Annotated in this window: 11 protein-coding genes; 4 read left to right on the top strand and 7 right to left on the bottom strand. The window is 40.2% G+C overall.

The annotated features are described in order from the left end of the window. Positions 1-379: 379 nt before the first annotated feature. The gene (locus tag AB5062_RS09855; RefSeq protein WP_005841771.1) at positions 380-1744 is read right to left on the bottom strand and encodes a TrpB-like pyridoxal phosphate-dependent enzyme; all 1365 of its coding nucleotides are present in this window, start codon (positions 1742-1744) and stop codon (positions 380-382) included. Positions 1745-1938: 194 nt separating this feature from the next. On the opposite strand from AB5062_RS09855, the gene AB5062_RS09850 reads away from it, so the two are divergent. From AB5062_RS09850 to AB5062_RS09835, 4 genes are all read left to right on the top strand, one after another. Beyond that, positions 1939-3768, top strand: a complete 1830-nt coding sequence (locus AB5062_RS09850) for a TrkH family potassium uptake protein (protein ID WP_032952586.1) — start codon at positions 1939-1941, stop codon at positions 3766-3768. Between the two features lie 2 nt (positions 3769-3770). Next, positions 3771-4457 carry a TrkA family potassium uptake protein gene (locus tag AB5062_RS09845; RefSeq protein ID WP_005841775.1) on the top strand — a complete coding sequence of 229 codons (687 nt, stop codon included), beginning with the start codon at positions 3771-3773 and terminating at the stop codon, positions 4455-4457. Positions 4458-4671: 214 nt separating this feature from the next. Beyond that, entirely contained in the window at positions 4672-5241 is a 570-nt protein-coding gene (locus AB5062_RS09840) for a DUF4738 domain-containing protein (RefSeq protein WP_005841778.1), read from the top strand. A gap of 92 nt (positions 5242-5333) precedes the next feature. Continuing rightward, positions 5334-5774, top strand: coding sequence for a PepSY-like domain-containing protein (locus AB5062_RS09835; RefSeq protein WP_005848318.1), 441 nt, complete (start codon positions 5334-5336; stop codon positions 5772-5774). 179 nt (positions 5775-5953) lie between these two features. On the opposite strand, the gene AB5062_RS09830 is transcribed toward AB5062_RS09835, so the two are convergent. The 6 genes from AB5062_RS09830 to AB5062_RS09805 form a co-directional block, all read right to left on the bottom strand. Beyond that, positions 5954-7162, bottom strand: a complete 1209-nt coding sequence (locus AB5062_RS09830) for an L-serine ammonia-lyase (RefSeq protein WP_005841782.1) — start codon at positions 7160-7162, stop codon at positions 5954-5956. 149 nt (positions 7163-7311) lie between these two features. Next, complete coding sequence (locus tag AB5062_RS09825) at positions 7312-8475, bottom strand: metallophosphoesterase (protein ID WP_032952484.1); 1164 nt, start codon at positions 8473-8475, stop codon at positions 7312-7314. Positions 8476-8522: 47 nt separating this feature from the next. Beyond that, positions 8523-10037, bottom strand: coding sequence for a RagB/SusD family nutrient uptake outer membrane protein (locus AB5062_RS09820; protein ID WP_032936501.1), 1515 nt, complete (start codon positions 10035-10037; stop codon positions 8523-8525). 18 nt (positions 10038-10055) lie between these two features. After that, complete coding sequence (locus tag AB5062_RS09815) at positions 10056-13445, bottom strand: TonB-dependent receptor (RefSeq protein WP_032952483.1); 3390 nt, start codon at positions 13443-13445, stop codon at positions 10056-10058. A gap of 15 nt (positions 13446-13460) precedes the next feature. Further along, the gene (locus AB5062_RS09810) at positions 13461-14630 is read right to left on the bottom strand and encodes a FecR family protein (protein WP_032945111.1); all 1170 of its coding nucleotides are present in this window, start codon (positions 14628-14630) and stop codon (positions 13461-13463) included. Positions 14631-14733: 103 nt separating this feature from the next. Then, positions 14734-15285 carry an RNA polymerase sigma-70 factor gene (locus tag AB5062_RS09805; protein WP_005841792.1) on the bottom strand — a complete coding sequence of 184 codons (552 nt, stop codon included), beginning with the start codon at positions 15283-15285 and terminating at the stop codon, positions 14734-14736. Between the last annotated feature and the right edge of the window lie 5 nt (positions 15286-15290).

Here is a 15290-nt window from a genome sequence, read left to right as displayed (position 1 = left end):
GCAAGACTGATATTGAATTTTAATAATCCTTTTGTCATTTAACTCAAAACCATCCTGTAACGAGTTATTTCTTATATCGAACTTATGTTAATGTTATATCCCGCCGGTAGAGTGGTTTGTGTCTTTCATTGTATGGTTAAGCCTTTTCTATCCTATCCCTAAGCTTAAACTAACGTATCCTTTCTATCTCCATAGCCTTTGGAGTTAACTCCCAAGCTTATGGAGATAACTCCAAAGGCTATGGAGTTAACTCCGCAAGTTTGGGAGATAGAAGTTGTCAGTAAAAGAACCCTTAACCTGAAGGATACAACCGCTTAGCTTGCCGTAGTTTATAGGATAATATATCCTTTCCGTATCCTTCGTTTATTTTATGTCCTGATTACATGTCTTTTATTTCATCCAAGTTCTTCTGGATATCTTCGTCTTTTAACTCATAATTCATCAAGTTACCTGCCAGGTATTGGTCGTATGAGGCCATATCAATCAGCCCGTGACCTGAAAGGTTGAACAGGATCACTTTCTCTTCACCGGATTCCTTGCACTTGTTCGCCTCGCGTACAGCGGCGGCGATGGCATGGCACGATTCGGGAGCCGGAATGATTCCTTCTGCTTGTGCGAACAAACAACCAGCCTGGAAGGATTCTAATTGCTGGATATCAACCGCTTCCATCAGATTGTCTTTCAATAATTGTGAAACGATGACACCTGCACCGTGATAACGGAGACCTCCCGCATGGATATTGGCCGGAGAGAAATTATGCCCCAGTGTAAACATGGGCAGCAACGGGGTATATCCGGCTTCGTCGCCAAAGTCATACTGGAATTTACCACGGGTCAGTTTCGGGCACGAAGCCGGTTCGGCAGCAATGTATCGGGTTTGTTTCCCATTCAGGATAGTGTGGCGCATAAAGGGGAAGCAGATTCCTCCAAAATTGGAACCGCCACCAAAGCAACCGATAATCATGTCGGGATATTCGCCTGCCATTTCCATTTGCTTTTCGGCTTCCAGACCGATAACCGTTTGATGCAGTGTGACATGGCTTAATACCGACCCTAGTGTATATTTACAGTTGGGAGTGCTCATTGCCAGTTCGATAGCTTCGGAGATGGCTGTTCCCAGTGAACCTTGATAATTGGGATTACGGGTAATGATATCCTTGCCGGCACGGGTAGACATGGATGGAGAGGCGGTGACCGTTGCTCCGAATGTCTGCATGATGCTGCGGCGATAGGGCTTCTGATTATAGCTGATCTTTACTTGATAAACGGCAGCTTCCAGCCCGAATACCTTTGCGGCATACGATAGAGCGGCGCCCCATTGTCCGGCACCGGTTTCTGTAGTGACATTGGTTACGCCTTCTTCCTTGCAATAATATGCCTGGGCCAGAGCCGAGTTCAGTTTGTGGGAGCCGATGGGGCTGACACTTTCATTTTTGAAATAAATATGTGCGGGAGTCCCTAGTGCTTTTTCCAGTCCGTAGGCACGTACCAATGGTGTGCTGCGATAGTATTTGTACATTTCACGCACTGCTTCGGGAATTTCAATCCATGCGTCTGTCTGGTTTAATTCCTGTTTGCAAAGTTCTTTGGCAAAAATGGGGTAGAGGTCTTCCGGTTTCAGCGCTTCTTTGGTTTTAGGGTTCAACGGCGGCATGGGTTTGGTCTTCATGTCTGCCTGTATGTTGTACCAGTATTTAGGAATTTCATCCTCTGGTAAGATAAAACGTTTCTGTTTTGTGCTCATAATCTTTCAATTTAATAGTTTTGCGGTCAAAATTAGGTAAAAAAAGTATTCCTTACTAATTTTCAACTGCTTTTTTGTCGGGAACAATAAAAAAAGGGATGTCAGAGTAAAAATGCGAAGTTATTTGTTATTATAGGCAGAGATGTGAATATTTTGATTAAGTTTGTTTTCTGTTAATGCAAGATGATATCGACATGGAACCTTTACACAAACTATTTATCTATCGTAAGAAGTTAGTAAAACCGTACATAGAGCGATTGCTGAAATGGATGGACGGGATAACTTATATGATGTCGGCCTTGTTCATCCTTACATTGGTTTATGAGCATGGATTTCTTATTTCTTTTGAAGAAATGGAGATGATAAACACGCTGTATCATTTTGTCTGGATTGTTTTTCTGGTTGATATTTCCCTGCATCTTTTATTAAATTACTCGGATACCAAGCGGAAGTACCGGGGACTGGCATGGATACTGAGTCTGATGCTTTATCTGACTTTGATTCCGGTTATTTTCCATGAACCGGAGGTGCAAGGGGGAATTCATGATTTCTGGTCTTTTTTCCACAGTCGTTTATATCATGTGGTGCTGCTCACTTTGCTTTCGCTGCTGCAATTGTCTAATGGGATAGTCCGGCTGCTGGGCAGGCGCACCAACCCGTCTTTGATCTTTGCATCCAGTTTTCTCATATTTATTCTGATAGGGGCAGCGTTACTGATGCTTCCGCGTGCCACTTATCATGGCATTTCCTTTATCGATGCTCTGTTTACCGCTACCAGTGCCACTTGTGTCACGGGGTTGGTCTCGGTCGATGTTTCTTCTACATTCACGCCCGAGGGGTTGTTCATCATTATCATGTTGATACAAATCGGCGGTTTGGGAGTCATGACTCTGACCAGTTTCTTTGCTATGTTTTTTATGGGGAATACTTCGCTCTACAATCAGCTGGTGGTCCGTGATATGGTAAGCTCGCAGTCACTCAGTTCGCTGCTTTCCACCTTATTATATATATTAGGGTTTACCTTGGTGATAGAGGCTGCTGGGATGGGGGTTATTTTTTTAAGTATACATGGCACTATGGGCATGGATATTGAGGAAGAACTGGCTTTTTCTGCTTTCCATTCCATCTCTGCCTTTTGCAATGCCGGATTCTCTACTTTGTATGGAAACTTAGGTAACGAACTGGTACTTCATAATCATAACTTGCTATATATCACTATCTCTTTCCTGGTTATTTTGGGAGGTATAGGTTTCCCGATTCTGGTAAATCTGTATGAAACGGTTTCTTATGAAAGCAAGCGCTTGTATCACCGTTATGTCAAAAAGAATAAGAGGACAATCCGTAAAATACATTTATATAACCTGAATACCCGTATCGTATTGATTATGACGGCTATCTTGCTAGTGACGGGTACTGTGGCCATTGCTGTTTTCGAATGGAATCATGCTTTTGCGGGAATGACGGCTACAGAGAAATGGGTGCAGGGCTTTTTTAACGCAACTTGTCCCCGTACGGCAGGATTTTCAAGTGTGGGCATGACTACTTTCAGTGTGCAGACGTTGCTGCTGATGGTGGTGCTGATGATGATTGGCGGCGGTACGCAGTCTACGGCCGGTGGTGTGAAGGTGAATGTGTTTGCTGTAGTCATGTTGAACTTGCGTGCTATTCTTATAGGTGCCGATAAAGTCAATATTTTCAACAGGGAGTTATCTCATGATTCCATCCGGCGTTCTAATGCCACATTGATTCTTTATCTGCTGATTGTTTTCGCGGGTATCTTCGGTTTAAGCATTCTAGAGCCGCAGGCTTCAGTGATGGCGTTGGTTTTTGAGTGTACTTCGGCACTCAGTACGGTAGGTTCAAGCCTGGATCTGACACCTACTTTGGGAAGTGACAGCAAACTGATTGTCATTGTTCTGATGTTTATCGGACGAGTAGGGGTGCTTACTTTGATATCCAGCCTTATTAAACAGAAAAAAATAACAAAATATAAATATCCGAGTGATAACATCATAATCAACTAGTTATGAAATACATTATTATTGGTTTAGGAAATTACGGCGGAGTGTTGGCCGAAGAGCTTTCCGTATTGGGACATGAGGTGATAGGAGTGGATACAAACGAGCATCGTGTGGATGTGTTGAAGGACAAAATCGCGACTTCTTTTATTATTGATGCTACGGACGAACAATCGCTCAGTGTGCTGCCACTGAAAGATGTGGATGTGGTTATTGTTGCTATCGGCGAGAATTTTGGTGCTTCTGTGCGTGTGGTGGCACTGCTGAAAAAGAAAGGAGTGAAACATATCTATGCCCGTGCGGTAGATGATGTGCATAAGACCGTGCTTGAGGCTTTTAATTTAGATAGTATTCTGACACCGGAGAAAGAAGCGGCACGGAGCTTGGTTCAGTTGTTGGATTTACACGTCAATGTGGAGTCTTTTCAGATTGACGAGGAACATTATGTGATGAAGTTCAAACTTCCTTCTTGTTTTGTAGGCTATAAGGTGAGTGATCTGTCATTAGAAACGGAATTCAATATAAAAATCATTGCATTGATAAAAGGGGAGAAAGTGCTGAACGGTTTGGGTATTTCGATATTGGAGCATCAGGTGGAGAATCATTTTGAGGAAAATTATGAGTTGGAGGAGGAAGATCAGTTGGTCTGCTATGGGCTTTATAAGAATTTTATGGATTTTTGGAAGGCGTTGTAGCAGGAATGCCTTTCAAAGAAAGAATATTTTTTTCTAAGTGAGATTAAACCTTTTCTTTTGGGTTTAGTCTAACTTAATAAATAATTTAGTTTAGTTTTTAGTTTTCTCTGAAGGCCGGCCAATGTGATATTGCCCGGTTTTCGCTTTTTATGGAGGTTTTCTTGTGAGTGTCCGTTACTTTTTGTTACTTTGTCACCTAGAAATCGAGATTTAGATGAAACAGATATATTTTTTATTTGTCGTTTTGCTGGTTGTAATGACCGCTTGCGGAGGTAAGAAAGAGGCTTCCGTTGATGCAGAACAATTGATGTTCCAAATAGACAGTGTGGATCATGTGACAGGTTTGCAGCGTATGCAGGTTTCACGTATTGACCAGCATATTGTCAGTGGCGGAAAAAAATATAATTTGTTTATAGAGCGTGCTCCCAGTGATTCTCTGCCTTCAGTCAAAAGTGACTTGGGGATTTTTGCCGACAATCGTATCATCGTTAGAATTTCCCGTGAAAATGGGAGCCGGGTCTTTGCCAAAACTTTTACCAAGCAAAGTTTCTCTGGATTCGTAAGTGCTGATCATCTCCGTCATTTTATATTGGAGGGCGTGGTATTTGATGAAGAGAAGACCCGTGAGGGAAAAAATATCATATTGGCTGCCAGTGTGAGTTATCCTCAGACAGATTTGTATATTCCTTTCTCCATCACTATTACTCCTGAAGGAAAAATGAGCATATCTAAAAATGAGGATATGGAGGAGCTTCCTCCCATGTTGGGAGACAGCCTTAATTAAATCTAAAATACAGGAATAATTTTTCGCGTCATAATCTTTTTAGGCGGTTAGTTGTTGGTATGGCATTAACTAACTAAAGAATAAATTAGATTATGAGAAAGATTTTATTTTTAATGGCTATGCTGGTATGCTCTCTTCAGTTCGCCATGGCAGGCGATGTTGTGACCCGCGATGTGAATAAGCTTCCTGTTGCCGCACGTGAAATGATCGGCAAACATTTCTCCCAGACTAAAGTTGCGTATATCAAGATTGAAAAGGACTTGTTTCAGACCACTTCCTATGATGTAAAATTGGCCGATGGCATTGAATTGGAGTTCAATTCAAAGGGAGAGTGGCTTGAGATAGATTGCAAGAACAAGTCGGTTCCTTCTACTTTTATCCCTCAGGCTATTTCCAAGTATATGAAAGCTAATTATAACGGGCATAAAACGGTGAAGATAGAACGTAACCGCAAGGGATATGAACTGACATTGGAAAATGGATTGGAAGTAGACTTCGATCAGTTTGGAGGATTCTTGAAGTTGAGCGATTAAAAAAGATTTTTTCTGTAATAGGGGAACTATCTCTCCTTATAGTAATGATGCCATAAGAGGGTGTATCAGAAATAAATTGAACTATCTTTTTATTATCAGCGTTGAAAAAGATAGTCGCAACCAATTTTGATTCACCCTCTTATGTATTATAAATACAGTTCTCGGTCTTTGCCCTGTTATTAATCCATCGGCTCGTAATCCTTTGCCAGACCGCCTTCGCTGGTTTCCTTATATAAGGAAGGAAGGTCATGACCGGTCTGTTTCATTACTTCCACCACTTTGTCAAAGGATACACGGTGATTACCGTCTGTAAAGGCAGAATAGATATTGGCATCAAGAGCTCGGGCCGCTGCATAGGCATTTCTTTCGATACAAGGGATTTGTACCAATCCGCATACCGGATCGCAAGTCATTCCCAAGTGATGCTCCAAGCCCATTTCGGCTGCATACTCTATCTGGGCCGGGCTACCTCCGAATAATTGGCTGGCAGCGGCGGATGCCATTGAACAGGCCACTCCTACTTCTGCCTGGCAACCGGCTTCGGCTCCGGAAATGGAGGCGTTGTGTTTTACTATATTTCCTATCAATCCGGCAGTAGCCAGTGCTCTTAAAATCCGCATATCGCTGAAGTCACGGCTTTTTTGCAAGTGATAAAGTACAGCCGGAACCACTCCGCATGATCCGCAAGTAGGGGCTGTGACGATTTTGCCACCTGAGGCGTTTTCTTCACTGACTGCCAGAGCGTATGAGAATACTAACCCGCGGGAACGCAGATTGTCCTTATAACCTTTTGCCTTAATATAGTAAGTGGAGGCTTTTCTGCGCAGATTGAGTGGCCCGGGTAATACGCCTTCTTGATCCAAACCACGCTCAATGGCTTCTCTCATGGTTTTCCATACTTCTGCCAGATAGTCCCAAATGTCTTCGTCTTCACATTGCTGGACGTATTCCCAGTAATTGCGTCCGGTACGTTCACACCAGTAGAGGATTTCACTCATACGGTTCATATCATAGATTTCCGGAGTTGAGCCTTTGTCGTGCCCTTCTTCGGCTAGAGCACCTCCGCCTACACTGAAAACAGTCCATTCATCTGTCACCTTTCCTTTTTCATTCAAAGATTTGAAAGTCATTCCATTGGGATGAAACGGATAGAAGACATGGGCTTTCCAGATAATTTCTGTAGGCGCATGCGGTTGCAATGTATCTAAAATGGCTACATCGGTCATGTGTCCTTTACCGGTAGCGGCGAGGCTTCCATAAAGAGTAACTTGAAAAGCTTTGGCTTCGGGATGTTTTCCTAAGAAGATTTCAGCAGCCTTGCGCGGTCCCATAGTATGACTGCTGGACGGACCGGTGCCGATGCGGTATAGTTCTCGGATAGATTTCATTTCGTTTTATAAGGTTAGTTATTATGAGGAACAAAGGTATAAAATAAAAGGGGGAAAGTAGCAAAAAAGGAAAAGAAAAACTCTCTTGACAAATAGGAAAGTTGTCAGGAGAGTTTGGAAAACCACCGGTAGGATTTGGTGTATTGTCTTTATTCTAATTGTCTTTGGATACCTTTGTCACCGACGACAAAATACTGATTATTTTCAATCAGCATGGCACGTCCGCGCTTTTTTTCCCGGTTTTCTTTATTGTCCACATTTACTCCGATAACCTTGCCGTTATAGAAAGTGGAAATATCTTTGAAAATGGTATGTCCCACAATAATATGTTTTGCCTTATAACGGTCCATAATCATTTCTAGGGAGTCTTTTGCCAGCGGATTGTATTTGCCATCAGTGCGTACCAGTCCGCGATACCAGATGGGACCGCTGTTTCCATACAGGAAGGCTGTGAGTGGAGAAAGCGCTTTGCGTTCTTTTTTCGTCATAAATAGCCCTTTACTCATTTCTTCATTGACAGTGGGAATGTTCAAGTTCTTGTCATAGAAGTCTTTGCCCAGTCCGGCATGTACATATAGGTCGTTACCTATCATTTGCATGGTGTTACGGGTTCCCAACCATCTGCCCAGTTCGGTATCGGGACCGAATAGCCGGGGGTACTCCATCTTTAGTTTTTCTGCTAATATTTTATATTTTTCTTTGGTGTATCGGAGGTCATTGGCCAGTACCATCGGTTCATGATTTCCCAGCATGAACGATACGTGTCCTCCGGTTTTGGCTGCTTCCTCTTCCAGTTTGTAAAATAGCCAGAAGATTTGCGGTACATCTTTTCCTCTGTCAAAAATATCACCGATAATCATCAGATGGTTTTTCCCGAAGCTCCATTTGTAGTCTTTATCAATGATATGATTGCCTTGTAACAGGCTGATTACACAGTCCAGCCTTCCATGAGGGTCGGACATGACAAAAACTTTGTCTGCCTGGGGATAATTCCATCCGGGACGTTTTACCGGGTGTAGTTTTACATCAAATGGAAACCTGCCTTTGTGGTCTGTCACATGCAGGGTAAAGTTTTGAGGTAATGTGGTATAAGTGGTATCAATGATATTCCCTTTCTTATCTACATTGATTACTCTGATTTGGCCGTCAGGCTGATACAATACGTATGGACCGTCGGCTGTTAATTCTTCTTTTTTCTCTTTGTCTTTCTTCTTGTCTTTGAAATCAAGAGTTCCGGCACTAAGGCCGGAACTGATGAATGCGAGGGTAAATGCAAGAAGAAAGTAGTTGATAAAATTAGTCTTGCTTGTCATCGATTTGATTTATAATTCAGTTAGATTTTATCAATTTGTGTTGACTATTATTTCAGATATTCTGGTGTTTGTACAATATTAGAATTAGCATTAATTTCTTTTTGAGGAATAGGTAATATTGTACGATAATAGTTTCTGTCGAAATCCATAGATGTTTTTTCGTCAGCGAAATGCACTACCTCTTTCATCATATCGTCTGTTTCGTTAATACGAGTTACTCGTAAGTTATTACGTAATAAGTCAAACATGCGGTGCCCTTCACCAATGAGTTCTTTCCTGCGTTCTTCTAGAACATCATCAAGGGTAACCTTTGCGGGCATCGTATAGTCCGGATTTCCTCGGAGTGCAATGGCTTTCAGGTATTTTGCAGCTTTTGTTGCATCTCCGTTTTTCACGGCTGCTTCGGCTGCATTTAAGTAAGTTTCGGAAAGACGTACTATAGGAATATTGGCATCCATAATATTTTCTCCAGGTTGTGGTTGATACTTATTCAAATACATTACTTTTTTGTCTTGATTAACTAATAACTTAATGCGTACATCATTAGGCGTTTCTAACAGATGGTGATAAAAACTGACTGTAATGCACATATCTTGATATCCTTTTGGAGAAGTTAGATATCCCATACTTTCATTGCCGGGGCTTTCGGTAGTAGTATTGACTATTTCGAAGAGAATTTCTCCCGGATTTGCTTCGGAGGCTTCCGTACCCCATACAGTGGGATATTCTTCGGTATTCCATAATTGGTATTTATTGGCTTCCGATCCTTTTATTGCTTCTTCTGCAGCTTGTAAAGCTTCACTGTTCTTCCCCATATACAGATATGCCCGACTTAACAAAGTTAATGTGGCCCATTTACTGATTTTACCTTTCTTATTTAAGGATAAATCTTTTTGATTCAAACTAGTACCTGACCATGAATATGTGGGTATCATTAAACTAGCCGCATTCTTTAAGTCTTTGATTATTTGATCATAACATTCAGCTACAGTGTTACGTGAAGGCTTACTGTCGGCAGTGGCTGATGCTGAAGTGATGATAGGTACTCCTAAAGAGGCTCCGTTATCTTTTAAATAAGTATATCCGAAGAAGCGCGTAAGGTCAAAAAGGGCCAGACCACGTATTGCTAATGCTTGTCCTTCCAAATCATTGCGGAAGATATGCTCATCTTCATCGTTTGGAAGAATTTCGATATTGTCAATGCCGTCTAAAATTACATTACAGTTTTGAATGATGGAATAAAGATATGACCAGTGTGTACTTGGTCCATTTGCAGGTAACCAATCCATTTGGTAATAGTGAGCTGTTCTACAAGTTGATTGTACAGCTTGCATGTCATCTCCTGTTACATCTCCGTAGTAGATTAAACGCCCGGAATACGCATAGGCATTACGCATTGTCGCATAAATGGCGTTTAGTGAATAATCAATGTCGGAGAGAGATTTGATACTCGTTTCTGTTGGAATTTGTGTGGACGGTTCTAAATCCAACCAATCGTTTCCACATGAAGTAAACAATCCGATGGATAAGACTATTGATAAAAAATTATGTAATGTTCTCATATTGTTGTTTTTTAGTGGTTAAAAATTGATGTTGAGACCAAAAGTAACGGTTTTTAAAGGCGGTGTGGTTTGAGTTGCACTACCGGCACTAACAGCTTCAGGATCATAATTGTCATAGGCCGCCCATGTCCATAAATTGCTTGCTGATGCATAAAAACGAACATTTCCTATATTGATTTTATTTGTCCATTCTTTAGGTAACGTAATGCCGAATGTGATATTTTTTAAGCGGAAATAATCAGTACTGTGGATACGGCGGCTACTTGTTATTTTATGCATTGATACAGAAGATGATTTACCCGGCATATATACTTCTATATTGGTTTGATCACCTGGCTTTTTCCAGCTATCACGATAATAAGTCGGAATGTTTGCATAGGAATCGTAACCGCCATGTTCTGTCTTTTGTGCCCAAGTATCATAAGAATATCCTCCGAATTGATAGGAGAATAAGAAATTTAAATCAAGCCATTTATAACGCAATGAATTAGAGATACCTCCGTTAACAGTTGGTTCTGCATGTTTATAAGGAATGAATTGTGCATTTTTAGAGTTCTCGGTAATTTCTTTTATATAATTTCCGTTCTCATCCAATTCATTGGTATAGAATAGAGGATTTCCTGTTTCAGGATTGATGCCCGCAAATTCTTGTACATAGAATGTACGATAAGAACTTCCTACTTTGTGTATTTGGGTTCCACTGACAATTTGTGTCTGTTCGCCATCTAATTTTACAACTTTATTGGAGTTATGACCTAAATTGAAAGTTGTATTCCAGTTAAAGTCTTTTATTTTAATATTAGTGGAATTAATAGTTAATTCAATACCTTTATTTTTCACTTCACCTATATTCATTAAATAACTACTAAATCCTGTTGTCATGGATACAGGACAGTCCATTAATAAGTTTTTAGTTGTACGGGTATAATATTCAATCGTGAAGTTCAGACGATCCCAAAAACCAAAATCCAAGCCAATATTCATATTATAATTGGTTTCCCATTTCAGATTAGGATTTGCAATTTGGGACATTTGAATACCGGGTTGCTCCAAGTAACCACCACTAATGGAGCTTAATCCCATATAGCCGAAATAATCAGAAGGAAGAGTACCGTTTACACCGTATGATGCTCTTATACGCAAGTCTGTCAACCAATCTTTTACAGGTTGCATAAATTCTTCTTCAATAGTACGCCATGCTCCGGATACAGACCAAAATGTTCCCCAACGATTGTTACGGTGCAAACGTGAACTGCCATCAACACGAAAACTAGCTCCTAGATAATATTTATTTTTGTAATCGTAATTCAAACGGCTTAAATAGGATACCAGTCTGTACCTTGAATCACTTCCCCCTACAGATACTGTTTTCATTCCATTACTAATGGCATGTTTGTCGGGAGTTGTAAAATTGTAAGCTTCCCCTGATAAATAGTCATTGTAGGTATCATCAATTTCATATCCGGCAAGAAAGTCCAAATGATGAATGTTGTTGAAAGTAGTTAAATAGCTTAAGGTGTTACTCCATACCATTTTTTTATATTCTCTTATGCGTTTTACTACTTCTCCATTTTCATCTTCACCGTTGGAAGTACGTGGGTCATACCATTTCTCACCTTTTACAGTAGTGTAATCATAACTGAATGTTGTTTTGAATTTCAGATTTTTTATGATTTCGTATTCGGCATAAAGCGTATTGAATGCGCGTAGCATTTTTTCATGTTTATAATCGTATTCAGCTGATAATTTGGGGTTGCGGTCATTGGCTTTACGAATAAATTTACGATTCCAACTGCCATCTTCATTGTAGACCGGATCTGAAGGAGTAGCCCAATTACGTGAGGAATAGAAAGGAGATGTATAAGTGAATCCTTCGTCATAAACACTCTGATTTACATTTGAGAAAAGTATCTTGGCGCCTACAGTCAATTTGTCTGTTGCACTGAAATCTGCGTTCAAACGCCCTGTTACACGTTCCAAACCGGAACCTTGTACAATACCGTTCTGCTTCATATATGATAAAGAAGAGTAATATTTAAATTTATCGCTGCCACCGGCTAGTGATGCTTCATAGGTAGAATGATGTCCCTTTTGGAAAAGCTCTTTATTCCAGTCTGTGAAACCACACCATGGAATTGGAGCATATTTATCGATTTGCCCATCTGCATAAGTTTTACTTTGTGACATTAGCTCTTCCTCTGATATATTAGGATTTTTATCAGCTAGTTTACGTTGTTGATATAATATCAATCCATTGTAAATATATTCACGTCGTTCTTCTCCCCCCATAACTGGGCGATAATCCATTGCGAAATCATTGCTACCCCAGTCTGCTTTTAATGAAATTTGTGCTTTTCCGCTTTTTCCTTTCTTGGTGGAGATTAAAATAACTCCATTTGCAGCACGTGAACCATAAAGGGAGGCTGCTGCAGCATCTTTTATTACTGTAATATTTTCAATATCCGAGTTGTTTAATGTAGACATTATGTCAAATCCGGAGTCGGAGCTGGTAGCAGCAACAGAACCGGATTGGACGGGAACACCATCGATTACGTATAGTGGAGAATTGCTTGCATTGAAAGAACCCATACCACGAATACGGATAGAAGTGGAGGCACCAGGCTGACCTGAACTGGAAGTGACTTGTACTCCGGGAGCATTACCTTCTAGCAAACTGGAGAATGAAACTACGGGTAAATCTTTTAATTCTCCTGTCTTCACAGTAGAAGCAGAACCTGCGTATGCCGATTTCTTGAAAGTACCATAACCGGTAACAACCACTTCTTCCATAACATTATTATCAGGAGCCATGACTACTTTCAGTATCTTTCCGGCAGTGGCTTTTATTTCCTGCTTGCCATAACCTATATAGGAGATTATCAAAGTGGCAGGTATACGGTCTACATCTAATGAGAAGTGCCCGTCCAAATCTGTAGTAGTTCCATTCGTAGTACCTTTGACTAAGATATTCGCTCCAATAATAGGTTCTCCCGTCTCATCCAGTACTGTACCGGTTAATGTTGTTTTCTGTTGAGGAACAGCAGACTCTTTTTCTTCAATTTGCTTGATAGCAATAACGCCGTTGTGAACTGAATAGGTCAAACCGCTATTCATAAGACATTTATCAAGCACATTGGCTATTTTTTCGTTATTTACATTTAGGTTTTGGACTTTTATTTGTTTTACATCATTGGTGCTGTATACAAAAGTAAAGTCGGTTTGTCTTTGGATTTCCCAAAGAATTTCACTCAACGTGGCATTCTTGAATGAGGCTGTGACAGTGGCTTGTGCAAACACTTTGTTGGCAGCCTGCATAAAACCTGTGGTAATGATACAGAAAAATAGGAACGTAATCCACAAACGTTTACTACTTTTACCGTGATTGGTGTAGTTGTGTTTTTTGTCCATAATACATCATTTTTATTAGTTATAGAATGTGATTGTTTTGTTATTGACTTTTACGTGTACTTTTTGAGTCTCTTCCAACAAACGTACAAATGGAGTGATTTCCGAATACCGATCTACATTGCATCCGAAGCGTAGGTCTTTTATTTTCTCATTGGCAAAAATTACTTCCATGTCATACCAGCGTGATAGTATTTTCATGATATCTTCCAATCGCTGGTCTTTGAAATGAATTTTTCCTTTTATCCATGAGGTATAAAATCCGGCATCTACCATGCGTATCTGTATGCTGCTGTTTCCGAGGCTGATGGTAGCTTGCTGGGAAGGCTTTAAAATACAGCTTTCTCCAGTTTCTGTATTTACTTTGACAGAACCGTTTACCAAAGTTGTCTGATACTCTTCCTGTGGATAAGCAGAGATGTTGAATGTGGTTCCCAACACTTCTACTTGCATGCCTTGAGTGCATACTATAAATGGTTGCCCTGTTTTGCAGACTTCAAAATAGGCCTCGCCTTCCAGTTCCACTTTGCGTGGACCGTTATCAAATGTCACAGGAAAGCGGAGACTGGTCATTGCGTTCAGATGCACTTTTGTTCCATCACTTAACAATAGAGCATATTCTCCACCTCGTGGAGTTTCCACTTTATTATATACAGGCTTGTTTTTTGGGACTGTTTTTGATGTTACTTGGTAATTCAGCATTGTAGAGTCCATGTGGACTCGGGCTCCGTCTATTTTCTCAAGCAGACTCTCTGTTTCTTTATTTATATGGATTGTCTGGCCGTCCTCCAATGTCAGAATAGCTTGGGATTCCCCAGGTAGAATGGATTGTGCGATGAACTGTTTGTCCGAAAGAGAAACGGGCGAGGTGAATTTCATGGAAATACTTACAAAAAGGACAGGTAACAGAATGATTGCGGCATAACTTACTATTTTGATATATCTGCTTCTGTTATTATTTCTTTTGATTCGCTTTTCCACTTCTTTCCATCCGGATGAAGGATTGAATGCCGTATTTTTCCGGAAATGTTGCTTTTGGTTTTCTTCATCACAAATTTTCTTGAATAAAATCTCGTGCGCTGTAGATTCTTCTCTCCAAGCAGTTAGTTTTATTGTTTCTTCCGGGGTTATTTCTTCCGACAGATACCTTGCTATGAGGTTGGCTATATAGAAATCTTGTTTTATCATATTTTGACCTGTTTTTTATCTCTTTTATAATAAAACAGGTCTGTTTGAAATTTGGGTGAATAATAAAACGACTTTTTTTGAAAAAAAACAAATTAATGTCTTTTTATATAAAGAACAAGAGGAAGTAATAGTAGTCTTTCAAGTTCTCTCTGAGTTTCTTGTAGGCTATTTTCTTTAATGTATGGACTGTTTCTGTAGATATGTTTAGTCTGTCTGCTATTTCTGCGTTTTTTTTCCCTTCCAGAGATAGTTGCATAATGGCTTTCATTTGGTCAGGTAATTTATTTATGGCTTCAGAAACGATACGATAAGTTTCCTCTTCAACGATTGCATCGTGAAAAAAGGAATCCTTTTTCTTTTCGATGACATTTTGAGCGTATTCATATACTACTTTTGAATGCTCCAGTTCATTGAGTGCTTTATTGCGTACAGCTGTATATAAAAATGCTTTTACCTGATGCAGATAAAAAAAATCTTCTCTTATTTGCCATAGTTTGGCAAATGAATCTTGTACAATATCTGCTGAAGTTTCTTGGTTTTCTGTATATTGATTGGCAAATAAGCATAGAGTTACATAATATTTATTGAAAATATCATGAAACCCTTGCTCATTAAGCTTAATACTTATAGTTGTATGAGAAGTTCCCGCTGCCACCTTTG

The organism is Phocaeicola sp. RTP21359st1_B8_RTP21360_211022, assembly GCF_040911965.1.
In the GTDB taxonomy this organism is placed as follows: Bacteria; Bacteroidota; Bacteroidia; order Bacteroidales; family Bacteroidaceae; genus Phocaeicola; species Phocaeicola vulgatus.
The sequence above is the reverse complement of the archived record's forward strand: the minus strand, read 5'-3'. Positions and strand labels throughout refer to the sequence as shown.

What these genes read in the sequence shown, in the direction of transcription:
- AB5062_RS09855 (WP_005841771.1), bottom strand. Translation starts at nt 1,744, where the DNA reads ATGAGCACAAAACAGAAACGTTTTATCTTACCAGAGGATGAAATTCCT.
- AB5062_RS09850 (WP_032952586.1), top strand. Translation starts at nt 1,939, where the DNA reads ATGGAACCTTTACACAAACTATTTATCTATCGTAAGAAGTTAGTAAAA.
- AB5062_RS09845 (WP_005841775.1), top strand. Translation starts at nt 3,771, where the DNA reads ATGAAATACATTATTATTGGTTTAGGAAATTACGGCGGAGTGTTGGCC.
- AB5062_RS09840 (WP_005841778.1), top strand. Translation starts at nt 4,672, where the DNA reads ATGAAACAGATATATTTTTTATTTGTCGTTTTGCTGGTTGTAATGACC.
- AB5062_RS09835 (WP_005848318.1), top strand. Translation starts at nt 5,334, where the DNA reads ATGAGAAAGATTTTATTTTTAATGGCTATGCTGGTATGCTCTCTTCAG.
- AB5062_RS09830 (WP_005841782.1), bottom strand. Translation starts at nt 7,162, where the DNA reads ATGAAATCTATCCGAGAACTATACCGCATCGGCACCGGTCCGTCCAGC.
- AB5062_RS09825 (WP_032952484.1), bottom strand. Translation starts at nt 8,475, where the DNA reads ATGACAAGCAAGACTAATTTTATCAACTACTTTCTTCTTGCATTTACC.
- AB5062_RS09820 (WP_032936501.1), bottom strand. Translation starts at nt 10,037, where the DNA reads ATGAGAACATTACATAATTTTTTATCAATAGTCTTATCCATCGGATTG.
- AB5062_RS09815 (WP_032952483.1), bottom strand. Translation starts at nt 13,445, where the DNA reads ATGGACAAAAAACACAACTACACCAATCACGGTAAAAGTAGTAAACGT.
- AB5062_RS09810 (WP_032945111.1), bottom strand. Translation starts at nt 14,630, where the DNA reads ATGATAAAACAAGATTTCTATATAGCCAACCTCATAGCAAGGTATCTG.